The organism is Aeromonas cavernicola (genome assembly GCF_002795305.1).
Lineage (GTDB): Bacteria > Pseudomonadota > Gammaproteobacteria > Enterobacterales > Aeromonadaceae > Aeromonas > Aeromonas cavernicola.
The window spans coordinates 1-22,381 of sequence record NZ_PGGC01000100.1; the positions used below are offsets into that span (position 1 = coordinate 1).

22 protein-coding genes are annotated in these 22,381 nt (G+C 54.8%); 18 read left to right on the forward strand and 4 right to left on the reverse strand.

Going from position 1 to position 22,381, the window contains the following annotated elements; genetic code table 11:
• From CUC53_RS11775 to CUC53_RS11785, 3 genes are all read right to left on the reverse strand, one after another.
• The coding region (locus CUC53_RS11775; protein ID WP_100294374.1) for an ATP-binding cassette domain-containing protein at positions 1–732 on the reverse strand (732 nt) is incomplete at its 3' end.
• Positions 733–881: 149 nt separating this feature from the next.
• Positions 882–2,528 carry a multidrug ABC transporter permease/ATP-binding protein gene (locus tag CUC53_RS11780; protein ID WP_100294344.1) on the reverse strand — a complete coding sequence of 549 codons (1,647 nt, stop codon included), beginning with the start codon at positions 2,526–2,528 and terminating at the stop codon, positions 882–884.
• An 82-nt stretch (positions 2,529–2,610) separates the two neighbouring features.
• On the reverse strand, positions 2,611–4,707 hold the full coding sequence (locus CUC53_RS11785; RefSeq protein WP_100294345.1) for a TonB-dependent siderophore receptor: 2,097 nt from the start codon (positions 4,705–4,707) through the stop codon (positions 2,611–2,613).
• Positions 4,708–5,102: 395 nt separating this feature from the next.
• On the opposite strand from CUC53_RS11785, the gene mioC reads away from it, so the two are divergent.
• The 18 genes from mioC to CUC53_RS11875 all read left to right on the forward strand — a co-directional run bounded on the left by mioC (position 5,103) and on the right by CUC53_RS11875 (position 21,903).
• Positions 5,103–5,552, forward strand: a complete 450-nt coding sequence (mioC, locus tag CUC53_RS11790; RefSeq protein WP_167386742.1) for an FMN-binding protein MioC — start codon at positions 5,103–5,105, stop codon at positions 5,550–5,552.
• Positions 5,553–6,060: 508 nt separating this feature from the next.
• Entirely contained in the window at positions 6,061–7,950 is a 1,890-nt protein-coding gene (gene mnmG / locus CUC53_RS11795) for a tRNA uridine-5-carboxymethylaminomethyl(34) synthesis enzyme MnmG (protein ID WP_100294347.1), read from the forward strand.
• Between the two features lie 21 nt (positions 7,951–7,971).
• Positions 7,972–8,598: a 16S rRNA (guanine(527)-N(7))-methyltransferase RsmG gene (rsmG, locus tag CUC53_RS11800; protein WP_100294375.1), complete on the forward strand. Its 627-nt coding sequence runs from the start codon at positions 7,972–7,974 to the stop codon at positions 8,596–8,598.
• Between the two features lie 27 nt (positions 8,599–8,625).
• Entirely contained in the window at positions 8,626–9,429 is an 804-nt protein-coding gene (locus CUC53_RS11805; protein ID WP_100294348.1) for a ParA family protein, read from the forward strand.
• The gene (locus tag CUC53_RS11810) at positions 9,426–10,334 is read left to right on the forward strand and encodes a ParB/RepB/Spo0J family partition protein (protein ID WP_100294349.1); all 909 of its coding nucleotides are present in this window, start codon (positions 9,426–9,428) and stop codon (positions 10,332–10,334) included. The genes CUC53_RS11805 and CUC53_RS11810 overlap by 4 nt, the downstream gene beginning before the upstream one ends.
• 190 nt (positions 10,335–10,524) lie before the next feature.
• Positions 10,525–10,935: an ATP synthase subunit I gene (locus CUC53_RS11815; RefSeq protein ID WP_167386745.1), complete on the forward strand. Its 411-nt coding sequence runs from the start codon at positions 10,525–10,527 to the stop codon at positions 10,933–10,935.
• 8 nt (positions 10,936–10,943) lie between these two features.
• Positions 10,944–11,726, forward strand: coding sequence for a F0F1 ATP synthase subunit A (gene atpB / locus CUC53_RS11820; protein ID WP_100294350.1), 783 nt, complete (start codon positions 10,944–10,946; stop codon positions 11,724–11,726).
• A 58-nt stretch (positions 11,727–11,784) separates the two neighbouring features.
• Entirely contained in the window at positions 11,785–12,027 is a 243-nt protein-coding gene (gene atpE, locus CUC53_RS11825) for a F0F1 ATP synthase subunit C (protein ID WP_100294351.1), read from the forward strand.
• A 55-nt stretch (positions 12,028–12,082) separates the two neighbouring features.
• Positions 12,083–12,553, forward strand: a complete 471-nt coding sequence (gene atpF, locus CUC53_RS11830) for a F0F1 ATP synthase subunit B (protein ID WP_100294352.1) — start codon at positions 12,083–12,085, stop codon at positions 12,551–12,553.
• Between the two features lie 13 nt (positions 12,554–12,566).
• Entirely contained in the window at positions 12,567–13,100 is a 534-nt protein-coding gene (gene atpH / locus CUC53_RS11835) for a F0F1 ATP synthase subunit delta (protein ID WP_100294353.1), read from the forward strand.
• A gap of 15 nt (positions 13,101–13,115) precedes the next feature.
• A complete protein-coding gene (gene atpA / locus CUC53_RS11840) occupies positions 13,116–14,657 on the forward strand; it encodes a F0F1 ATP synthase subunit alpha (protein WP_100294354.1) in 1,542 nt (513 codons plus the stop codon).
• 42 nt (positions 14,658–14,699) lie between these two features.
• Complete coding sequence (gene atpG, locus CUC53_RS11845) at positions 14,700–15,566, forward strand: F0F1 ATP synthase subunit gamma (RefSeq protein ID WP_100294355.1); 867 nt, start codon at positions 14,700–14,702, stop codon at positions 15,564–15,566.
• 33 nt (positions 15,567–15,599) lie between these two features.
• Positions 15,600–16,988, forward strand: a complete 1,389-nt coding sequence (atpD, locus tag CUC53_RS11850) for a F0F1 ATP synthase subunit beta (RefSeq protein WP_100294356.1) — start codon at positions 15,600–15,602, stop codon at positions 16,986–16,988.
• Between the two features lie 18 nt (positions 16,989–17,006).
• Entirely contained in the window at positions 17,007–17,435 is a 429-nt protein-coding gene (locus tag CUC53_RS11855) for a F0F1 ATP synthase subunit epsilon (RefSeq protein ID WP_167386743.1), read from the forward strand.
• 95 nt (positions 17,436–17,530) lie between these two features.
• Entirely contained in the window at positions 17,531–18,892 is a 1,362-nt protein-coding gene (gene glmU, locus CUC53_RS11860) for a bifunctional UDP-N-acetylglucosamine diphosphorylase/glucosamine-1-phosphate N-acetyltransferase GlmU (protein WP_100294357.1), read from the forward strand.
• A gap of 504 nt (positions 18,893–19,396) precedes the next feature.
• On the forward strand, positions 19,397–19,687 hold the full coding sequence (locus CUC53_RS11865) for a hypothetical protein (RefSeq protein ID WP_100294358.1): 291 nt from the start codon (positions 19,397–19,399) through the stop codon (positions 19,685–19,687).
• 213 nt (positions 19,688–19,900) lie between these two features.
• Positions 19,901–20,536 (forward strand): SCO family protein, encoded by a 636-nt coding sequence (locus CUC53_RS11870; RefSeq protein WP_100294359.1) that lies wholly within the window; start codon positions 19,901–19,903, stop codon positions 20,534–20,536.
• A gap of 2 nt (positions 20,537–20,538) precedes the next feature.
• Positions 20,539–21,903, forward strand: a complete 1,365-nt coding sequence (locus CUC53_RS11875; protein ID WP_236757913.1) for an MATE family efflux transporter — start codon at positions 20,539–20,541, stop codon at positions 21,901–21,903.
• Positions 21,904–21,916: 13 nt separating this feature from the next.
• On the opposite strand, the gene trmL is transcribed toward CUC53_RS11875, so the two are convergent.
• Positions 21,917–22,381, reverse strand: a complete 465-nt coding sequence (gene trmL, locus CUC53_RS11880; RefSeq protein WP_100294361.1) for a tRNA (uridine(34)/cytosine(34)/5-carboxymethylaminomethyluridine(34)-2'-O)-methyltransferase TrmL — start codon at positions 22,379–22,381, stop codon at positions 21,917–21,919.

Sequence of the window (22,381 nt, forward strand, 5' to 3'; positions counted from 1 at the left end):
GTGGCGAATGACCTCCATCGGAATGCCATAGATAGCGTGCAGGGTCTCGCTGGTCATGATCTCCTCAGGTTCGCCGTGGGTGAGCAGGCGGCCGGAGTGGAGCGCCACCAACCGATCACAGAAGCGGGAGGCCATATTGATGTCGTGAATGACGATGATGACCCCAAGGTTTAGCTGACGGCTCAACTGCTTGACCAGCGTCAGTACCTCCACCTGATGGGCCACATCCAGCGCGGCCAGCGGCTCGTCCAGCAGGATGAAGCGGCTCTCCTGGGCCAGCAGCATCGCCAGCCAGACCCGGCCCCGCTCGCCACCGGAGAGGGTATCCACCAGCCGCTCGGCAAAGCGTTCGGTATGGGTAAGGGCGATGGCCCGATCGACCTGACGGTGATCCTCCGCCCCCATCCGGCCCAGCAGGCCGCGCCAGGGGTAGCGACCCATCTCCACCAGCTCCCGCCCGAGCAGATTCTCGGCGCTCGGCAAATGCTGGGGCAAATAGGCCACCTGACGGGCAAACTCCCGGTTGCCCCAGTCGGGCAGCGGCTTGCCATCGAACAGGATCTCGCCGTCGCTGAGCGGTTGCTGGCGTGCCAGCAGCTTGAGCAGGGTCGATTTGCCGGAACCATTGTGGCCGATGAGGCCATAGACCTGTCCCTGCTCGAAACGCAGGTCGGTGGGGTGCAGCAGCGAGCGAGCGTGCACCACAAAACTGGCCGATTTCATCTCAAACATGGTCAGCATCTCCACTATCTCGCGGCTTCAAGTACAAGCTGATAGAGGAAAGCAATGGGCGATCGTTCACCACAATATGGCTGGCTGATTTCATCTCGAACATAAGCAATTCCTGTGCTGGCTTGCCGCCAGTCTCATCGGTACCGGCATCAAGCCGGCACCTCGCAATCCAGATGGGCGATCGCATCGCGGCTCACTGCGGCCCGGTGCGCGCCGGTCAGTTCAGTGAGCTGGCCCTGACGCATCTCCAGCAGGCGATCGGCCAGCGGGAAGTAGTGATCGTCGTGACTGATGGCGATCACCGTCTTGCCCATCTCCTTGAGGCGTGGCAACAGCACCTGATAGAAGATCCGGCGGAACTGGGGATCCTGATCCGCGGCCCATTCGTCAAACAGCATCACCTCGCGCTGTTCGGCCAACGCCAGCAGCAGGGCGACCCGCTTGCGCTGACCCTGAGAGAGCTCGATATCAGCGATAAAGCCATCCTCGATGGTGAGCTTGCTGCCCATCTGCAACCGCTCCAGCCACTCAGCCACCAGCTCATCCTTGGGTTCCGGCCCCAGCAGGTGCTGGAACAGGTGATAGTCGGTGAAGATGGCGGAGAAGAGCGCCAGATACGCGTTGCGATCGGTGATCGGCTCACCATCCAGCAGGATCCGGCCCGATACCGGCTGGTAGAGGCCGGTCAGCAGCATGGCCAGCGTCGACTTGCCGGAGCCATTGCCACCGATAATGAAGATCTGCTCCCCCTTTTCGATGACCAGATCGATGGGGCCGACAGCAAAGCCGCCCTCCCCCTGATAGTGAAAGCTCACCAGCTCCAGCTCGATACGCTGCCAGGGGCGGATGGCAGGCGGCAGCGGGAAGTCCGCGTCCGGCTCGGCCAGATTGAGGGCGGCGATCTTGTCGAATGCCACCTGAGCAGCAAGCAGGGTCGGCAGGGCGCCAATCCCCTGCAACAGCGGGGTACGCAAGAACAGCAGGGTCAAGGCGAAGGTAGCCGCCACATTGGTGTTGGCCCAGCCAAGGCCGTTGGCCAGAAAGAAGACCAGACCGATGGCCCCCAGCATCATGATATTCGACCAGTTCACCGCGCTCAGGTGATAGGTGTCGGCGCGGATGATCTGCTGGCGGTAGTCACGGGCATTTTGCTCATAGAGCTGGTGATAGACAAAGTGAGCCCGTTCGCGGTTGAGCGCCAGCTCCTTGCTGCCAGCGATGATGGCCTGATAGTTCTGATAGAGCCGATCTTCGGCCTGACGCATGTGGGAAAGATGGCGATAAACACGGTTCACCAGCAACCAGCCCACCACCATGGTGACGGTAACCCAGAGGGCGGTCACCCCGAGCAAGGCCGGAGAGAGCCAGCCGAGGTAAAGGGCAGAACCCAGCGTGAGCACCAGTCCCTGCACCAGCTCAGGCAGGCGCACGAAGGCGATGGTGATCTGGCCGATATCGCTGGAGAGGGAGGCCAGCAGCGGCCCCTGACCAATCTGGCGGATGCGGGCAACATCGGTATCCAACAGTTGCTTGAGCAGACGTCCACGCAACCGGTAGACAAAATGGTGACCTAGAGTGGTCAGGGCCAGCTGAGATCCGAGCGTGATCACCAGCAGCAACACAATCAGGCCGACCAGCTGACCGAGGATCGGCAGCGGATCACCTATAGATTCGATAAGAGACTGATTGATAAAAGCAATGACGCCAATCCCGCTGACGGCACTGAGCAGACTGAGCAGGGTAATGGTGATAAAGGGCCAACGATATTGGCGATAAACCAGAGACAAGAGTTCCATGACAGGCCGCTATGCAGAGAAATGTTCAGATCAATGAACGGGGGAAAAGGGGGCGAAGGCCAGAGCCCTCGCCCGCCCTCTGTTACCAGCGGTAGTTGATGCTGCCCACTACGCTGCGCGGCTCGCCGTAGTAGCAGTAGTAGTCACAACTGGCCACGTAGGTTTCACCCAGCAGGTTGTTGACGTTGAGCTGGGCACGCCAGTTTTTGGCAAAGTCATACCCGATCATCGCATCCCAAACGGTATGAGCTGGCACCTCGGCAGAGCCGTAGATGGGGGTGTAGTCCGCATTCACGGCACCAATCCCCACGCTGGAACCGACATAACGCACGCCAGTACCCAGCTCCAGACCCGAGGCCACCCCTTGCTGCACCTTGTAGTTACCCCAGAAGGAGGCGATGTGGCGCGGGATCAGGCTGGCACGGCGATCGCCACTGCCGGTGTCGTTGGTGTTGGCATCGGTGTAGGTATAAGCAGCGGTCAGACGCAGCGCATCTGTCACCTGCACGCTCCCTTCCAGCTCAATCCCCTGAGAGGTCACTTCACCCGCCTGGGTCTGCTGGCCGGAACCGGTAGAGACCAGCGAGTGGGTCTGGGCTAGATCGAACAGCGCCAGATTGATGTAACCGTCGAGGAAAGCGGGCGCATACTTCACACCGGTCTCGTAGAGCTTGCCTTTGAGGGGCTGGCAGGAGCTTCTGGTGTTGGGATCGATCCCCGGCAACACCTCGAACGACTCGGCATAGGCAAAGTAGGGAGAGAGGCCGTTGTCGGCCAGATACATCAGGCTGCCCGAAAGGGACAGTTCGTGATCGTACTGGCGCTCGTCCTTGCTGGTATTGGTGTTGTGGGTCTCCACATAATCAAAGCGGCCACCGGCCGTCAGCAACCAGCGATCGTCCCAGCGGATCTGGTGCTGGGCATAGAGGCCGCTCTGACCCTTGCTGCTCTTCTGGTGAGTGGCGGTCGACTCATCAAAACCGGGGAAGCCGCTGTAATCGGGGTTCATGGTATTGATGGAGCCCATGGCGTAGTTGTCGGCCTCGACCCCTTCATTGACGTGACGCTGCAGATCTACCCCCAGCAACAAGGTCTGCTCGGTGCTGTCGGTGTTCCAGTAGCCCACCATCTGGTTATCCATGGTGGCACTCTTGGTATTGCCATCGCGGTAAACCAGGCCACGACTGGCGGTTGTGCCTTCATAGGTCGGGAAGATGTAGGTCTGGCGCAGCAGCAGATCGTTGTAGTTGAAGCGGACGTTCTGCTTGAACTCCCAGGTCTGGTTGAGCTGGTGGGCCAGCTCGTAACCGGTGGAGATCTGGGTGTTACGGTTGCGATCGTAATCCGGCTGGCTCAGGTTGGTGGAGGGATCAATCTGGCCGCCCGAGGTGTTCAGGGTGCCATAGACTGGGAAGAAGCCGTTGGTCGGGACCCCTTCATCGTGCAGGAAACTGGCCAGCAGGGTCAGGCTGGTACGATCCGAAAGATCGAAGGTGACGCTGGGCGCCAGATAAACCCGATCGTTGTAAGTACCGGTAAGCACCCCATCACGCTCTTTATAGAGAGCCACCATGCGATAGCGGCTGTTGTCGGAGAGCGCGTCAGAGACGTCCACCCCAACCTGACGATGATCCCGGCTGCCAAGCTGCAGATCCACCTGCCCTTGCGGCGTGGCGGTCGGTCGCTTGCTGATGGCATTGATCACCCCGCCCGGAGGCGCCTCACCGTAAAGGATCGAGGCTGGCCCCTTCAGTACTTCCACACTCTCCAGACCGAACGGTTCCGGCGTCCAGACGTAATAGCCGGTACCAAACAGCCGGTTGCCATCCAGATAAGAGGCGGCATCGAAGCCACGCACCTTGAACCAGTCGGTGTTGTTGTCGGAGCCATAGAGGCCGGTCAATACGCCGGAACGGTAGCGAAGCGCTTCATCCAGCTGCAACACGGCGTGCTGATCCAGCTCCTCTCGGTTAACCACGGAGACGGCCCGAGGCGTCTCGGCCATGGGGACTTCCACCTTCATGGCCGTACCGGTCACCACCACGGTTTCGCTGACTTTGGGCAGCTCAGCGGTGGCCTGTTCGGCCATCAGCGGCAGAGAGACGAGTAAACCGGAGAGCGAAAGCATGCCGAAGGCGCCCTGCTTGCTGGGTCCTGATATGTATTTTTGCGCAATCATATTAAAGTCTCGTTTATCAATGAATTATATTGTTTTAATTGTTATTTGTGGTCATTTATAACGACATCACCCTGTTTCATGGGTGAATAAAGTAGCGCAATCCTACTACAGGAGCCGTGATCGAATCGATTCAATAATTGCTAATCATTTGCATCTAGATTGTTATCTAGCTGCATCATTGGTCGGGTTTGGCGTGAAACGGGAGTCATAAGGAGAGCAATGAGAGGAGCTAAAAACAAAGAGGAATATAAAGAAGCAGAAAAAAGATCGACGGGTGGATCCGGCTGCATTATCTGACTGGATCCATTATCCCCAAGCTTTATCCATATTTATCCACACCCTTTGGCGGTAGAATCTGGCTTTCCGTTTCTTTGTCTGAAATCAGGATCCATTCCATGGCCAAACTCAATCTCGTCGTCGGCTCCATGCTGGGCGCCGCCGAATATGTCGCAGACCACGTCGCCAACCTGCTGGAACAGGCTGGCCACCAGACCCAGATCCACAACCCGGCCAAGCTGGCAGAGGTGCTGGATGATGCGGGATCAATCCTGCTGGTGGTCACCTCGACCCACGGGGCCGGTGATGTGCCCGACAACCTGCAACCCTTCGCCAAGGATCTTGCCGAGCAGCATCCGGACCTTAATTCACTGAGATATGGCGTGATCGCCCTTGGCGACAGCAGTTATGACACCTTCTGCCAAGGCGGCAAGACGCTGGATCGGCTGCTGACCGAATGTGGCGCTAGCCGGATCGGCGAGCGGCTCGACATCGATGTGACCCAACACGAGATCCCTGAAGATGCCGCCGAAATGTGGATCCGCGACTGGATGACCATGATCTCCTGATCAACCTGTGGGAGATCCTGAAAAAAAAGCTTGATCTCCCCACTTATCCTCAGATCGACTATCCACCATGTTATTAACAGATTGATCCGAGGGAGTTGTTCTACACGGTTACCCACAATGCCCAGGGGTTATGTGCATAACTACGGTGTAAAGCTCTGCAAAACCTATAGTTATTCATGTATTAGATCCACCCTGACAGACCTCTGTGTATAAAAGCCCTAGTTATCCCCTTGTTCACTGGGTTAGGATCCAAGCTTTTCCACAAGCTGAGATCGCGCTTAAATTCATGATCTCTATGATCAAAAAGTGCTTATCAACAGATCTGGTTGATCCTAATAAAAGATCCAATAAAAGATCGATCTAAAGATCCTTAAGATCTAATAAGCGGATCCTCTCTTATGAACCAAGGTAACTAGACATTCCCCTCAGGGCACGAAACAGCTAGAATGATCCGCCCTTTAGCTCAGGCAAATAACGATCTTCAGGCGTGCAGATCAAGGTGATCCCTATGCAATACCATGAACAATTTGATGTGATCGTCGTTGGTGGCGGTCATGCAGGTACCGAAGCTGCAACCGCAGCGGCTCGTATGGGGATGAATACCCTACTGCTCACCCACAACATTGATACTTTGGGACATATGTCCTGCAATCCAGCGATCGGTGGGATCGGTAAGGGACACTTGGTCAAGGAAGTTGACGCTCTGGGTGGGATCATGGCCCAGGCCATCGATCTTGGCGGGATCCAGTTTCGCACGCTTAACTCCTCTAAAGGCCCCGCCGTACGTGCAACCCGAGCTCAAGCAGACCGCTTGCTCTACAAAGCCGTTGTCCGCCAGACGCTAGAGAATTACCCAAACCTAAAGATCTTCCAGCAAGCGTGTGATGATCTGATCATGACTGGGGATCAAGTAACCGGGGTGGTCACTCAAAGTGGCATCCGCATCAGTGGCAAAACCGTGGTGTTGACTGTTGGCACCTTCCTCAATGGTTTGATCCACATTGGCATGGAAAATTACAAAGGTGGTCGTGCAGGCGATCCCCCTTCTGTTGCACTGGCCCAGCGACTACGTGAACTGCCGCTGCGCATTGATCGGCTTAAAACAGGTACACCGCCCCGTATCGATGCCCGCAGTGTCGATACCTCACTGATGCAAACCCAATATGGCGACGATCCCTGCCCTGTATTCTCTTTTCTGGGTCATGCAGGCCAACACCCTCGTCAGGTGCCTTGCTATGTCACCCATACCAACGAGCGCACCCACGAGGTGATCCGCAATAATCTGGATCGCAGCCCTATGTACGCTGGGGTGATCGAGGGGATCGGCCCGCGCTACTGCCCATCGATCGAAGATAAGATCACCCGTTTTGCCGACAAAACAGCACACCAGATCTTTGTTGAGCCGGAGGGGCTGACTACCCACGAGCTTTACCCAAATGGAATCTCAACCAGTCTGCCGTTCGATGTGCAGGTCCAGATCGTTCGCTCGATCCGTGGTTTCGAAAATGCCCATATCACTCGCCCTGGCTATGCAATCGAGTACGATTTCTTTGATCCTAGGGATCTCAAGGCCAACATGGAGAGTAAGTGCATACCTAACCTGTTCTTTGCCGGCCAGATCAACGGCACAACCGGTTACGAAGAGGCCGCGGCACAAGGCCTGATGGCCGGTCTGAATGCGGCGTTGCGGGCCCAAGACAAGGATCCTTGGCACCCACGGCGAGATCAGGCCTACATGGGGGTGATGATGGACGATCTCTCCACCCTGGGGACCCGCGAGCCTTACCGCATGTTCACCAGCCGTGCCGAATACCGCTTGCTGCTGCGCGAGGACAACGCCGATATCCGTCTGACCGCTATCGGTCGTGAATTGGGTCTGGTGGATGATGAACGTTGGAGCAAGTTCAACGCCAAGATGGAGCTGGTTGAGCTGGAGCGTCAGCGGATGCGCTCGACGTGGGTCCACCCACAGCATTCTGCGTTAGCGGCAGTCAATGCCCTGGTCAACACCCCACTGACCCGCGAACAGAGCTTAGAAGAGCTGCTACGCCGCCCAGAAGTGACCTACGACGCGTTGATGGCCATTGAAGGGATCGGTCCTGCGGTTGTAGATCCTGCCGCTGCTGATCAGGTGGAGATCCAGATCAAGTACGCCGGTTACATTGAACGTCAGCATGACGAAGTTGAAAAACAGCTGCGCAATGAGAACACCCTATTACCGCTGGACATGAATTACCGCGAGGTCAATGGCCTGTCCAACGAGGTGATAGCCAAGCTAAACGATGCGAAACCACAGACCATTGGTCAGGCTTCTCGTATCTCTGGCATCACCCCTGCGGCTATCTCCATCCTGCTGGTTCACCTGAAAAAACACGGGCTGCTGCGTAAAACCGCCTGAGGAATCTCACCGTTGCAAAACATGTTGGAAAAATTGAACGGCCTGCTCATGCAGGCCGGCATCGTTATCACAGATACCCAAAAGAGCCAACTGGTGCGGCTGGTCGAGTTGCTGCACAAGTGGAACAAAGCTTACAATCTCACCTCGGTGCGTGAGCCTGACGCCATGCTGGTCAAGCATATTCTCGATAGTCTGGTGGTCAGTCCCCACTTGCACGGCGAGCGTTTTATTGACGTAGGGACTGGGCCCGGCTTGCCCGGCTTACCATTGGCCATCATTAATCCAGATAAGCAGTTTGTGTTGCTCGATAGCCTAGGCAAGCGGATCAACTTCATCCGTCAGGTCATGCTTGAGCTGGGATTAACCAACGTGACGCCTGTCAAAGCCCGGGTCGAAGAGTATCAACCCGAAACAGGATTTGATGGAGTACTGAGTCGGGCATTCGCCTCACTAGAGGATATGCTGAGCTGGTGCCACCATCTGCCGACAAAGCAGGGTTGCTTCTTGGCGCTCAAGGGGCAATATCCCGAGCAGGAGTTGGCCCAGTTGCCAGCGAATATCTGTCTGGTAGCCTGTCACGTATTGCAGGTGCCAGAGTTGGAAGGTGAGCGTCATCTGCTGGTATTCAAGCATATCCAACCCGAATAGGGGCTGCCGTTTCACTTAGGGGATTGTGTGGGAAAAGTCATCGCCATAGCCAACCAAAAAGGGGGGGTGGGTAAAACTACCACCTGTATCAATCTAGCTGCTTCCATGGCGGCAACTCGGCGTAAGGTGCTGGTGATTGACCTCGATCCACAAGGCAATGCCACGATGGGGAGTGGCATAAATAAGTACGACGTCGAACGTACGGCTTACGAGCTATTGGTGGAGGATACCCCGATCAGTGAGGTGATCATCACTGAAACCTCAGGGGCATATCATCTGGTTGCGGCCAATGCTGACGTAACAGCTGCTGAAATCCGCCTAATGGAGTTTTTTGCCCGTGAGCTTCGCCTGCGTCATGCGTTAGCGTCAGTGCGGGAGCATTATGACTACATCTTTATCGACTGCCCCCCCTCGCTCAATATGCTGACCGTGAACGCCATGGCGGCAGCTGATTCAATCTTGGTGCCGATGCAGTGTGAATACTACGCACTGGAAGGGCTCACCGCCTTGGTCGACACCATTGGTAAGCTTGCCGCGGTGGTGAATCCTGATTTAGAGATCGAAGGGGTGCTACGCACTATGTTCGATCACCGTAATCGGTTAGCCAATGAGGTGTCCGATCAGCTTAAACAGCATTTTGGCGACAAGGTTTACCGCACCATTATTCCCCGTAATGTGCGGTTGGCTGAGGCCCCCAGTTTCGGGGCGCCTGCCATGCACTATGACAAATCATCGGTGGGGGCCAAGGCTTATCTGGCATTAGCGGGCGAGATCCTGCGTCGCCAAGAGCAAGCAGATCAGGCGACCATCTCAGATCGAGAAAGCGTATGACCCTGAAAAAACGTGGGCTAGGTAAAGGGTTGGATGCCCTCCTCAGCACCAGCAGTGCGGCACGTCAAAAACAGGTACTGAGTGAGCAACTGACCGAACAGGCGATGATGCCCACGTTGCATGGAGAGCTACGTAAGCTTCCTGTCGAGTGGTTGCAGTCTGGTAAATATCAGCCACGTAAAGACATGTCGCAGGTTGCCTTGGAAGAGCTGGCAAGTTCAATCCGTGCTCAAGGGGTGATCCAGCCAATTGTCGTGCGCCCTCTTGGCGAACAATCGTTTGAGATCATCGCCGGTGAACGGCGCTGGCGCGCGTCCCAGCTGGCTCGACTCGAAGTGGTGCCTTGTATCATCAAGGATGTGCCCGACGAGGCCGCCGTCGCCATTGCACTGATTGAGAATATCCAACGTGAAGACCTCAATGCTATCGAAGAAGCGGTCGCCCTACAGCGGTTGCTGACTGAATTTGAGCTCACTCACCAACAAGTGGCTGAGGCAGTCGGCAAATCTCGCACTACCGTCACTAACTTGCTGCGCCTTAACCAACTCAATGACGATGTGAAGCGCTTCGTTGAGCACGGTGATCTCGATATGGGACATGCACGTGCCCTGTTAGCATTAAGTGGCCAAGCTCAATCTGATTTAGCTAAACAAGTGGCCCAAAAAGGGCTAACGGTGCGTGATACCGAGCGATTGGTACAAAAAGCGCTGGAACCCGCTAAAGCCAAGGTTGAGGTAGCCCATGATCCTCACATTGGTTATTTGGAGCGCCAATTGAGTGAAAAGCTGGGTAGCCAGGTTCAACTTCAAGCGGGAAAAAGGGATAGCGGAAAGTTAGTAATTAGTTACGAGAGTTTGGCCGATTTGGACCGCGTTTTGGGCTATTTTGGTCTATCAGAATCGTGATCTTTGCGCTTTTTGTAGTAATAAAACATCCACATCTTTTGATATGAACAGACCCTTAATTTGGTGCGGAACACCGCAAAAAATAAGGGTTTTTGTCATATTGCAATAGCTGTTCCCAAGGGTATAATTTGACCGGCTTTTAGGTCTGTGGATATTGGGTCGCATGATCCCAATTTTTTACAGTTCTGTAATGTTCAGGGGCACGTTGGTGAAGCAAAAAATAGCCTTGGAAGGTTTGACGCTGGCCTTGGTTATGCTCGCTTGTCAGCTGGTTCTGATCTTGGCGATGGGCACCGTCTGGTTTTATCTGGCGGGTGCCGACGCTGGTTACTCTTCCCTCTACGGAGGGGGGATGTACTGGGTTCCTCAAGCCTTGTTCACGCTCTGGGTGTTGCGCCGTAAGGTGACGGCCGAGAGTGTTGGCCTTGTTTTGTGGGACTTTTATGGTGGGGCAGGGATTAAGCTCGTGACTACAACAGGACTATTTACCCTGCTGTTTGGTGCTGGTATCGAGGTGCATGTCGCTTCATTCTTCGCCACTTATATCCTCGCCCTCGTTGTACAGTGGATGGTCTCATTCACGCTTAACAACCACTATTAGGAAAACTCATGTCTGCAACCGGAGAAGTCCTGACTCCTCAGGGATATATCTCCCACCATCTAACCCATCTGCAAGTCGGTTCTGGGTTCTGGACAGTCAATATCGATTCAATGGTATTTTCTGTGCTGTTGGGCGCGCTGTTTATTTGGATATTCCGCCGTGTCGCTGCGAATGCGACCAGTGGCGTACCGGGTAAGCTGCAGTGCTTTGTGGAGATGCTGGTCGAGTTTGTGAGTGGTAACGTCAAGGACATCTTTCACGGTCGTAACAAGGTCATCGCACCTTTGGCCTTGACGGTGTTTGTGTGGATCTTCCTGATGAACCTGATGGATTTGATCCCCGTTGACTTTATCCCCCACGCTGCACAATTGATGGGTATTCCCTATCTGCGTGTGGTTCCCTCTGCTGACGTTAACATCACCATGTCCATGGCTTTGGGCGTGTTTTTCTTGATCCTGTACTACAGCATCAAGGTTAAGGGTGTGAGCGGGTTTGTGAAGGAGCTGACACTTCAGCCTTTCAACCACCCTGCTGCTATCCCAGTTAACCTCATCTTGGAAACTGTTACGCTGATTTCCAAACCTGTTTCTCTGGGTCTTCGACTGTTCGGCAACATGTATGCTGGCGAGCTGATCTTTATCCTGATTGCGGGTTTGTTACCTTGGTGGTCACAGTGGGTTTTGTCCGTGCCTTGGGCAATTTTCCACATTCTGATCATCACGCTGCAGGCATTTATCTTCATGGTATTGACCATCGTTTATTTGTCGATGGCGCAAGAAGACCATGGTTGATGCAACTCAAATAATCGTTTTTATACAATTAATTACATCTAAATAATTGGAGATCCTCATGGAAAACTTGAACATGGACATGCTGTATATCGCTGCTGCAATGATGATGGGCTTGGCTGCTATTGGCGCCTCCATCGGTATCGGTATTCTGGGTGGCAAGTTCCTGGAAGGTGCAGCTCGTCAACCTGACCTGATCCCTGTTCTGCGTACCCAGTTCTTCATCGTGATGGGTCTGGTGGATGCGATCCCGATGATCGCCGTTGGTCTGGGTCTGTACGTGATGTTTGCGGTTGCTGGCTAAGTCATTGCGACGCTTTCGGGCCCAACCCATTAACCAACTAAAGAGGACATAGGCTGTGAATATCAACGCCACCCTCCTCGGCCAAGCAATTGCTTTTTTCTTCTTCGTGGTGTTTTGCATGAAGTACGTATGGCCGCCACTCATGGCTGCCATCGAAGCTCGTCAGAAAGCTATTGCTGACGGACTTTCTTCTGCCGAGCGTGCCAAGAAAGATCTGGAGTTGGCCAAGGCCAATGCCACTGATCAGCTGAAAGAAGCCAAGCTCCAGGCTGCCGAAATCATTGAACAGGCTAATAAACGCAAAGCCCAGATCATGGATGAAGCAACTGTTGGGGCGCAAGCTGAGCGGGAAAAAATCCTAGCTCAAGGCCGTGCTGAGATCGAAGCTGAACGTCATCGTGCCAAAGAAGAACTGCGCAAGCAGGTTGCTGCTCTTGCCATTGCGGGTGCAGAGAAGATCCTGGCGCGTCAAATCGACCAGGCTGCCAACAGCGACATCGTCGACAAACTGGTAGCAGAACTGTAACGGGAACGGGGCTATGTCTGAACTGACTACAATCGCTCGCCCCTACGCCAAGGCTGCTTTCGAGTTTGCCGTTGAGCACAAGGCGGTTAACCAGTGGCTAGGAATGTTGAGCTTTGCTGCCGAGGTAGCGAAGAACGATGCCATCCATGCGCTGGTAAACGGCTCTCTGGCCGCCGAAGAACTGGCAAAATTATTTGTTGGTATCTGTGGTGAGCAGCTCGATGAGCATGGTCAGAACCTAATTCGGGTGATGGCTGAGAATGGTCGCTTGGGTGTGCTGCCGGCGGTCGTTGCTGAATTTGTTGCGCTGAAAGCTGAACTGGATAAAGAGGTTCAAGCTGACGTGATTTCGGCGATCGAACTGACCGACCAGCAGAAAGCCAATATTCAGGCTTCTCTGGAACAACGTCTCGCGCGCAAAGTGAAGCTGAATTGCAGCATTGATGCGTCCTTGATGGCCGGAGTGCTCATCAAGGCCGGTGATCTGGTTATCGACGGCACAGTCCGCGGCAAGCTGGATCGCATGGCTGACGCGCTGCAATCTTGATTGGGGTATTAGAGCATGCAACTGAATTCCACTGAAATCGCCGAGCTTATCAAGCAGCGTATTGCGCAGTTTGATGTCAAGAGCGAAGCGCGTAACGAAGGTACCATCGTCTCTGTGAGTGACGGTATCATTCGTATTCATGGCCTGGCCGATGCCATGCAGGGTGAAATGATCGAGCTGCCGGGTAACCGCTATGCTCTGGCATTGAACCTAGAGCGTGACTCTGTTGGTGCCGTAGTAATGGGCCCTTATGCCAACTTGGCAGAAGGGATGAAAGTGAAAGGGACTGGCCGCATTCTAGAAGTGCCGGTGGGTCGTGGTCTGTTGGGCCGGGTGGTCAACACCCTGGGTCAGCCTATCGACGGTAAAGGTCCGCTTGATCACGACGGCTTCTCGCCGATCGAAGTGATTGCGCCGGGCGTTATCGAACGTAAGTCTGTTGACCAGCCAGTCCAGACCGGTTTGAAAGCGATCGATGCCATGATCCCTATCGGTCGTGGCCAGCGTGAGCTGATCATCGGTGACCGCCAGGTAGGTAAAACTGCCATTGCGATCGACACCATCATCAACCAGAAAGATTCTGGCATTAAGTGTGTCTACGTTGCGATCGGCCAGAAGGCCTCCACCATCGCTAACGTGGTGCGCAAGCTGGAAGAGCACGGTGCCCTGGCCAACACCATCGTGGTGGTTGCCTCTGCCTCAGAAGCGGCGGCCCTGCAGTACCTCGCGCCCTATGCGGGTTGCTCCATGGGTGAGTACTTCCGTGACCGCGGTGAAGATGCGCTGATCATTTATGATGACCTGTCTAAACAGGCTGTCGCGTATCGTCAAATCTCCCTGCTGCTGCGCCGTCCGCCAGGACGTGAAGCATATCCTGGTGATGTGTTCTATCTGCACTCCCGTCTGCTGGAGCGTGCAGCTCGCGTAAACGTAGAGTACGTCGAGAAGTTCACTAATGGGGCGGTAACAGGCCAGACCGGTTCTCTGACGGCGCTGCCGATCATCGAAACCCAAGCGGGTGATGTTTCTGCGTTCGTTCCGACCAACGTGATTTCTATCACCGATGGCCAGATCTTCCTGACTACCCAGCTGTTTAACTCCGGTATTCGTCCGGCGGTTGATCCGGGTATCTCGGTATCCCGTGTAGGGGGTGCTGCTCAGACCAAGATTGTTAAGAAGCTGTCTGGTGGTATCCGTACCGCACTGGCCCAGTACCGTGAATTGGCCGCTTTTGCCCAGTTCTCTTCTGACCTTGATGATGCCACGCGTAAGCAGTTGGATCATGGCCAGAAAGTGACTGAGCTGATGAAGCAGAAACAGTACTCTCCGATGAGCGTTGCCCAGCAGTCGCTGGTGTTGTTCGCTGCGGAAAAAGGCTATCTCTCCGATGTCGAGCTGAACAAAATCGTCGACTTCGAAGCCGCTCTGCTCTCTTACGCCAATACCCAGCATGGTTCGCTGATGGCTGACATCAATGCCAAAGCAGACTACAACGACGAGATCGTTGGCAAGCTGACTGCGTTGCTAGATAGCTTCAAGGCAACTCAGACCTGGTAAGCGCGTGTGGCAGCGTAAGCTGCCACCTGATGGAGAGAAGAGATGGCCGGCGCAAAAGAGATACGTAACAAGATCGGGAGTGTGAAAAACACTCAGAAGATCACCGGCGCGATGGAAATGGTGGCAGCAAGCAAGATGCGCCGTGCGCAGGAACGCATGTCTGCCAGCCGTCCTTACGCTGAAACCATGCGCAAGGTGATCGGCCATATCGCTCAGGGAAACTTGGAATACAAGCACCCCTACCTCATCGAACGTGAGGCCAAGCGAGTGGGTTACATCGTCGTCTCCACCGACCGTGGCCTGTGTGGTGGTTTGAACATCAACCTGTTCAAAGCTGCCCTCAATGATATGAAGCAATGGAGCGAGAAAGGCGCCAAGGTTGACTTGGCTCTGATCGGTAACAAAGCCTCCAACTTCTTTGAACGGCACGGCGCCAAGGTGAAAGCTCATGTCGCAGGACTGGGCGATAACCCGAGCGTCAATGACCTGATTGGTTCAGTCAAGGTCATGCTGAAGGCTTACGACAACGGTGAGATAGACAAGCTGTATCTGGTGTACAACAAGTTTGTTAACACCATGGTGCAGCAACCACGGGTCGATCAATTGCTGCCTTTGCCCGTAACTGAAGACAGCAAGCTGACTAAGAAGAACCACTGGGATTACCTCTATGAGCCTGATCCCAAGAAGTTGCTGGATACCTTGCTGGTTCGCTATGTCGAATCACAAGTCTACCAGGGCGTAGTGGAAAACTTAGCCAGTGAACAGGCAGCCCGAATGGTTGCCATGCAAGCCGCGACTGACAACGCCGGTAACCTGATTAACGATCTGCAACTGGTATACAACAAGGCCCGTCAGGCCAGTATTACCCAGGAGCTGACAGAGATCGTATCCGGTGCTGCTGCGGTGTAAGGCAAGGGTTATCAAAGGTTTAGAGGATTTGACATGAGTAACGGTTTCATCGTCCAAATCATCGGCGCTGTGGTGGACATCGAGTTCCCACAGAATGCCGTGCCCCAGGTGTACGACGCCCTGAACGTCGTCAGCGAAGGCCAAGGCCAGGGTTTGGTGCTGGAAGTGCAGCAGCAGATCGGTGGCGGCGTCGTTCGTTGTATCACCATGGGTTCCTCCGACGGTCTGCGTCGTGGGTTGGAAGTAGTGAATAGCGGTAAATCCATCCAGGTTCCGGTCGGTACTTCGACTCTGGGCCGGATCATGAACGTACTGGGCGAGCCAATCGACGAAAAAGGTCCGATCGGTGAAGAAGAACGCTGGTCTATCCATCGTGCGGCGCCTAGCTATGAAGATCAGTCCAACAGTAACGATCTGCTGGAAACTGGCATCAAGGTTATCGACCTGGTATGCCCGTTCGCCAAGGGTGGTAAGGTTGGTTTGTTCGGTGGTGCCGGTGTAGGCAAAACCGTCAACATGATGGAGCTGATCCGTAACATCGCGATTGAGCACAGTGGTTACTCTGTGTTCGCCGGTGTTGGTGAGCGGACCCGTGAGGGTAACGACTTCTACCACGAGATGATGGAGTCCAACGTATTGGACAAAGTATCTCTGGTTTACGGTCAGATGAACGAGCCGCCCGGAAACCGTCTGCGCGTGGCGCTGACCGGCCTGACCATGGCTGAGAAGTTCCGTGACGAAGGGCGTGACGTATTGTTCTTCGTGGACAACATCTACCGTTACACGCTGGCCGGTACTGAAGTATCCGCACTGCTAGGCCGTATGCCTTCTGCAGTAGGTTATCAGCCGACCCTGGCCGAAGAGATGGGCGTTCTGCAAGAACGTATCACCTCCACCAAGACCGGTTCTATCACCTCCGTACAGGCCGTTTACGTGCCTGCGGATGACTTGACTGACCCGTCTCCGGCCACCACCTTCGCCCACTTGGATGCGACCGTGGTACTGTCCCGTCAGATCGCGGCACTGGGTATCTACCCAGCCGTTGACCCGCTGGACTCTACCTCTCGTCAGCTGGACCCGCTGGTGGTTGGCAAAGAGCACTACGAGACCGCTCGTGGCGTTCAAACCGTACTGCAGCGCTACAAAGAGCTGAAGGACATCATCGCCATCTTGGGGATGGATGAACTGTCAGAAGAAGACAAACTGACCGTCGCCCGTGCCCGTAAAATTGAGCGTTTCCTGTCCCAGCCGTTCTTCGTAGCAGAAGTATTTACCGGTTCCCCGGGTAAGTACGTGCCACTGAAAGAGACCATTCGTGGTTTCCAGGGCATCCTGAAAGGCGAGTATGACGATCTGCCTGAGCAGGCGTTCTACATGGTTGGCGGTATCGACGAAGTTGTCGAGAAAGCCAAGAAACTGTAAGCCTAGACAGGAGGGCCCATGGCAGAGATGATCTCCTTTCACCTAGATGTGGTGAGCGCCGAAGGAAAACTTTTTTCCGGTCGCGTGCAATCTGCTCAGGTAACAGGCTCCGAAGGGGAGTTGGGTCTTCGCCACGGTCATGCTCCGTTGCTGACTGCTATCAAGCCGGGCTTGGTCCGCTTGGTAAAGCAGAACGGAACGGAAGAGGTGTTGTATGTCTCCGGCGGTATGCTGGAAGTGCAGCCTGAAGCCGTGACCGTGCTGGCGGACACTGCGATTCGTGCTGATGACTTGGATGAGGCGAAAGCCCAAGAGGCCAAGCGTGCAGCCGAAGCGCGGATCCAGAGCTCCCATGGTGATATCGACTACGCCCAAGCCGCTACCGAGCTGGCCAAAGCGATGGCCCAATTGCGGGTTATCGATATCGTCAAAAAGAATTACCGCTAATAACGGTGATGTAAAAAGCGACCTGCGGGTCGCTTTTTTTTTACCTGTTGGATAGACTCCGCCGGGTATTTCCACACAAGTTCAAGGTCGACCTCATGTCTCTCAACGTTGTGATCCTGGCTGCGGGCAAGGGCACCCGCATGCGATCTTCTCTGCCCAAAGTATTGCACCCAGTAGCAAACAAACCCATGGTCTCCCATGTTATCGACACCGCCCGTCAGGTGGGCGCCGAACAGCTGCATCTGGTCTATGGCCACGGTGCCGAGCTGCTCAAAGAGCGGATCGTCGCGGCCAACGTCAACTGGGTGCTGCAGGCGCAGCAGCTGGGAACCGGTCATGCCGTGGCTCAGGCCATCCCGTTTTGGCAGGATGACGACGACGTGCTGGTGCTGTACGGCGATACCCCGCTGATCCAGCCAGAGACCCTGCAACGGCTGCTGGCTGCCAAGGCAAGTGATGGCATGGCGCTGCTGACCGTGGTGCTGGACAACCCCACTGGCTATGGCCGGATCGTGCGCAGCAACGGCCAGGTGGTCGGGATTGTCGAGCAGAAAGATGCCAACGCCGAGCAGCTGACCATCCGCGAAGTGAACACCGGTGTGCTGGTGGCCAATGGCGGTCAGCTGCGCAGCTGGCTATCGCGTTTGGATAACAAAAATGCTCAGGGCGAGTTCTACCTGACCGACGTGATCGCCATGGCACACGCCGATGGTTGCCCGATCGCTGCGGTCCATCCGGAGCGTGCCGCCGAGGTAGAAGGGGCCAATAACCGAGTGCAGTTGGCTCAGCTTGAGCGCAGCTACCAGCAGTTGCAGGCCGAGAAGTTGATGATCGCTGGCGTCACCTTGATCGATCCCGCTCGTTTCGATCTGCGCGGAACCCTCGACATCGGCGAAGAGGTGGTGATCGATGTCAATGTCATCATCGAAGGTAACGTTGTGCTGGGCAATCATGTGCGAATTGGTGCAGGCAGTGTGCTGAAAGATTGCGTGATTGGTGATCACAGTGAGGTGAAACCCTACTCGGTCATTGAAGGGGCGCAAATTGCCGATCAGTGCTCGGTCGGCCCCTTTACTCGCCTGCGTCCCGGAGCGGTGCTGGAGCAAGATGCTCACGTCGGCAACTTCGTCGAAATGAAGAAAGCGCGGCTTGGTGTCGGTTCAAAATGCGGGCATTTGAGCTATCTGGGAGATGCCAAGGTCGGTGCCAACGTGAATATCGGCGCTGGGACGATCACTTGTAACTACGATGGGATAAACAAGTTCGAGACCATCATCGAGGACGACGTATTCGTTGGCTCCGATACCCAACTGGTGGCGCCGGTGCACATTGGCAAAGGAGCGACCTTAGGGGCGGGTTCCACCATCACCAAGGATGTCGCAGAGCATGAACTGGTCATCAGTCGCGTGCCGCAGCGTCACATCAAAGGGTGGGCTCGCCCGGTCAAAAAAAGCTAATCCCTGAGCCATGCAACATCACTGAGATACGTTAATACCCGCCCCTTGGTTTATGTAAAGGGGCGGACTTAAAGCACAGCCCATTAGGGCTATTTCACTTGCCATGTTGGCCTCGGACTGTGTTCTAAGCCCTCACGTACTGATGTAGGCTCCGCTGTCTGGGTACTGCCCATATCCAACCTGGCTGCGCCAATCATACCTATTGGGATAGTCTGTTATTTCGCCCATCGAGCCATTTCCAGTTCGGCACATGCTGGTTTTTCCCCAAAAGTATCAAGCAGATTTTAATCTCACCCACCTTCATCCCCCAGCTGACCGCCAAGGTAGCTGTTTCGGGTATATGCTCAAAAGAGGTTTTTCGCTCATAAAGCAGCACTCCACCCGCCACTGGCGCGGCTGGAGCTCGTCAGTAAATGGCACAGGGTGAGCGCCGACATCGTCCCCCTACGATGAGCGAGGGAAGGGGCGTTTAGCGGCGTGACTGGTCAGCCAAGGAGAAAGGGTATGGCGTTGAGAAAGCCATGGCGTTCAGCAGAAGCTGAATCGGCCTCCTCTATCACCCGGTTTATTAAAGGCAGCAGAGTCACCCGGTTTTATGGTCTGTGGCTGTACCACAAGGGGTCATATTGGGCTTTATGGTTAGGCTGCCCCAAGCTAAAAATCGTCAGATTAGTCCTGCTGCTTAAGCATGGCCATGATGCCAGCACCCATGGTAATCGGCTGGCTCCCGTGATCCCCATTACAGCTAAGTCCGCTAGTCATCTGAAGGGATTGGGCCATTACCCCCACACCTAAGAATCACTCGGTATCCGCTCTCGTCAGGGACTTAACCTTATGTCGCAGTGACAGCCTTGGTAAATCCACCAAGGCGCGGGGCGGGCTTGGTTTATCGTGGATCTATTTTTATGAGAAACCACCCGCGACCATTCGGTTCTGCGAGGGCTGGGTTACAATGCTTCCCTATCCGGTCAGTAAGGCCAGAGGCATTGCAGCGAGAAGGTCCTTGTTATGGTCAAGTTACGTTATCCTTTGCTATTTTTGCTCGCCATTGCAGGCATGGGGTTGGCATTTTTCGCCACCCAGCCACAGTTACCTGATCAAGCGGATTACTACCCCTCTGGCGGGCGTGATATCAACGATTTCCATCTCACCGATGCCAATGGCCAGCCGTTTAACCCTGCCAGTCTGCAGCGTCACTGGACCTTTTTGTTCGTCGGCTACACTTTTTGTCCTGATATTTGCCCAACCACCTTGGCTGATTTGCGTTCGGTGTATGACCAGCTCAAGCAGGTTGCGCCGAGTAGCCAAGTGATGTTTATCTCGGCAGATCCGCAGCGGGATGATAGTGCCCGTTTGAAAAGCTACACCGCCTTCTTTCATCCTGAGTTCAAGGCTGCGACAGGCTCCCACGATAAGCTATTTCCATTTGTGCGTAATTTGGGGTTGGTTTACTCGATCGCGGACCAAGGGGAGAAGGATTATTTGGTAGACCATTCCGCTTCGATTGTTCTGATCAATCCGGCAGGCAAGCTTCAAGCTGTATTTCGCCCCAAAATCGCTCCTGGCGCGGTCCCCCGAGTGGATATGGCGACCATGGTGTCAGACTTTGCCCGGATCGTCACCCTGGCCAATAACAGCGATTGATGATGAAACCTCAGTGTGATTTCTGTTGTGGGTGGCGTGACCCTGAACGTCACAAGGTGCTGTTTGCGCTTGCCCTCCCCATGGTGTTTTCCAATATTACCACCCCACTACTCGGGTTGGTGGACACATGGGTGATCGGCCATCTCGGTCAGGCTTGGTTTTTAGGTGGGGTGTCGGTCGGCGCGACCTTTATCAATGTGCTCTTTTGGTTACTTGGCTTTTTGCGCATGTCCACCACCGGTTTGACTGCGCAGGCTTGTGGTGCGCACGATCAACGGGCCCAAATTGATACCTTATTACGGGCATTTTCCTTAGCCATGTTGCTCGGCTTGCTGCTACTGCTGCTCTCCCCCTTGCTCGCCAAGTTGATTGCTTTGAGTGGCGGATCTGAACAAGTGCAACGTTATGCAGCTCAGTATGTCGCGGTTCGTATTTGGAGTGCGCCAGCGGCGCTTGGCAATCTGGTATTGATGGGGTGGTTATTGGGTCGGCAAGATGCGCGTGGCCCGATGTTGATGTTGATCGTCACCAACTTGGTCAATATCGGACTGGATACGCTATTTGTCCTCGTGTTTGATTGGCAAGTGAAAGGGGTGGCTGCTGCGTCGGTGCTGGCTGATTACGGTGCACTGGTACTAGGGTTGTGGCTGGTTCGCCGTCAATTGCAGCAATTTAGCGCGGGTGCGTGGGCTGGTGGGGGGCAGCGCTGGTTGCAATTGTCCCCCTTGGTTAGCTTGCTGCGGTTGAATCGAGACATCTTTTTACGCTCTCTTAGCTTGCAGCTCTGTTTTGCGTTCATGACCCTCCAGGGCGCTCGTTTGGGAGATATCGCGGTAGCGGCCAATGCGGTGCTGCTCAACTTTATGATGCTGGCTTCTTATGGGTTAGATGGTTTTGCCTATGCAGTTGAATCCATGGTAGGACGTGCCATTGGTCAACAAAGTCGCCAGCAACTGCGCGAGGCCATCGTGCTCAATCTGGGGTGGGCAGGGTTGATTGCTCTGTGTTTTAGCGTGGTTTTTGCTCTATTTGGTACCCAATTGATTGGTCATATTACCGATATTCCCGCAGTGGTCGCAGAGGCAACCCGTCAGCTCCCTTGGCTAGTGGCCATGCCGTTACTCTCCGTCTGGTGTTTTCTGCTTGATGGCATTTTTATCGGGGCCACCCGTGCCCGAGAAATGCGTAACAGTATGCTAATGGCGGCATTTGGCGGCTTTTTCCCGGTCTGGTGGTTGTGTCAGGAGTGGGGGGTGGCCGCATTGTGGGCTGCGATGGCGGCCCTCATGGTGGCTCGCGGTATGACCTTGGGCATTATTTGCTGGCGGCTAGAGCAAAGTGGGCAGTTACTGACTGCCCGCCACTGATGGGATCTCGCTGCTAAAGGGCGCCCTGATAATTTAACTGGCGCCAGCTTTCATACACAAATACCGCCACTGCATTCGACAGGTTCATGCTGCGACTTTGGGGCAGCATGGGGATGCGCAGCCGTTGCTCGAATGGCAGGCTATCAATGATCTCTTGCGGAAGCCCTCGGCTTTCGGGGCCAAACAGTAAGGCATCCCCGGCTACAAACTGTGCCTCCGAGTGAGCGGTACGCCCTTTGGTGGTGCAAGCAAATACCCGCTGGGGTGCGATTGCGGTCAAAAAATGCTCATAACTCGACCAGCGTTTCACTTCCGCAAATTCGTGATAATCGAGACCTGCTCGTCTTACTCGTTTGTCATCCCACTCAAAGCCTAGCGGTTCGATCAAGTGCAATCGATAACCGGTGTTAGCACAAAGCCGAATGATGTTACCGGTGTTGGGGGGGATCTCTGGTTGATAGAGCACAATGTCGAGCAT

Coding starts and splice junctions, on each gene's coding strand:
- CUC53_RS11865 (WP_100294358.1), top strand. CDS start 19,397: ATGGCGTTGAGAAAGCCATGGCGTTCAGCAGAAGCTGAATCGGCCTCC.
- CUC53_RS11780 (WP_100294344.1), bottom strand. CDS start 2,528: ATGGAACTCTTGTCTCTGGTTTATCGCCAATATCGTTGGCCCTTTATC.
- atpD (WP_100294356.1), top strand. CDS start 15,600: ATGAGTAACGGTTTCATCGTCCAAATCATCGGCGCTGTGGTGGACATC.
- trmL (WP_100294361.1), bottom strand. CDS start 22,381: ATGCTCGACATTGTGCTCTATCAACCAGAGATCCCCCCCAACACCGGT.
- CUC53_RS11870 (WP_100294359.1), top strand. CDS start 19,901: ATGGTCAAGTTACGTTATCCTTTGCTATTTTTGCTCGCCATTGCAGGC.
- CUC53_RS11785 (WP_100294345.1), bottom strand. CDS start 4,707: ATGATTGCGCAAAAATACATATCAGGACCCAGCAAGCAGGGCGCCTTC.
- atpG (WP_100294355.1), top strand. CDS start 14,700: ATGGCCGGCGCAAAAGAGATACGTAACAAGATCGGGAGTGTGAAAAAC.
- CUC53_RS11815 (WP_167386745.1), top strand. CDS start 10,525: ATGTTCAGGGGCACGTTGGTGAAGCAAAAAATAGCCTTGGAAGGTTTG.
- atpH (WP_100294353.1), top strand. CDS start 12,567: ATGTCTGAACTGACTACAATCGCTCGCCCCTACGCCAAGGCTGCTTTC.
- atpE (WP_100294351.1), top strand. CDS start 11,785: ATGGAAAACTTGAACATGGACATGCTGTATATCGCTGCTGCAATGATG.
- mnmG (WP_100294347.1), top strand. CDS start 6,061: ATGCAATACCATGAACAATTTGATGTGATCGTCGTTGGTGGCGGTCAT.
- atpA (WP_100294354.1), top strand. CDS start 13,116: ATGCAACTGAATTCCACTGAAATCGCCGAGCTTATCAAGCAGCGTATT.
- atpB (WP_100294350.1), top strand. CDS start 10,944: ATGTCTGCAACCGGAGAAGTCCTGACTCCTCAGGGATATATCTCCCAC.
- glmU (WP_100294357.1), top strand. CDS start 17,531: ATGTCTCTCAACGTTGTGATCCTGGCTGCGGGCAAGGGCACCCGCATG.
- CUC53_RS11875 (WP_236757913.1), top strand. CDS start 20,539: ATGAAACCTCAGTGTGATTTCTGTTGTGGGTGGCGTGACCCTGAACGT.
- rsmG (WP_100294375.1), top strand. CDS start 7,972: ATGTTGGAAAAATTGAACGGCCTGCTCATGCAGGCCGGCATCGTTATC.
- CUC53_RS11810 (WP_100294349.1), top strand. CDS start 9,426: ATGACCCTGAAAAAACGTGGGCTAGGTAAAGGGTTGGATGCCCTCCTC.
- mioC (WP_167386742.1), top strand. CDS start 5,103: ATGGCCAAACTCAATCTCGTCGTCGGCTCCATGCTGGGCGCCGCCGAA.
- CUC53_RS11855 (WP_167386743.1), top strand. CDS start 17,007: ATGGCAGAGATGATCTCCTTTCACCTAGATGTGGTGAGCGCCGAAGGA.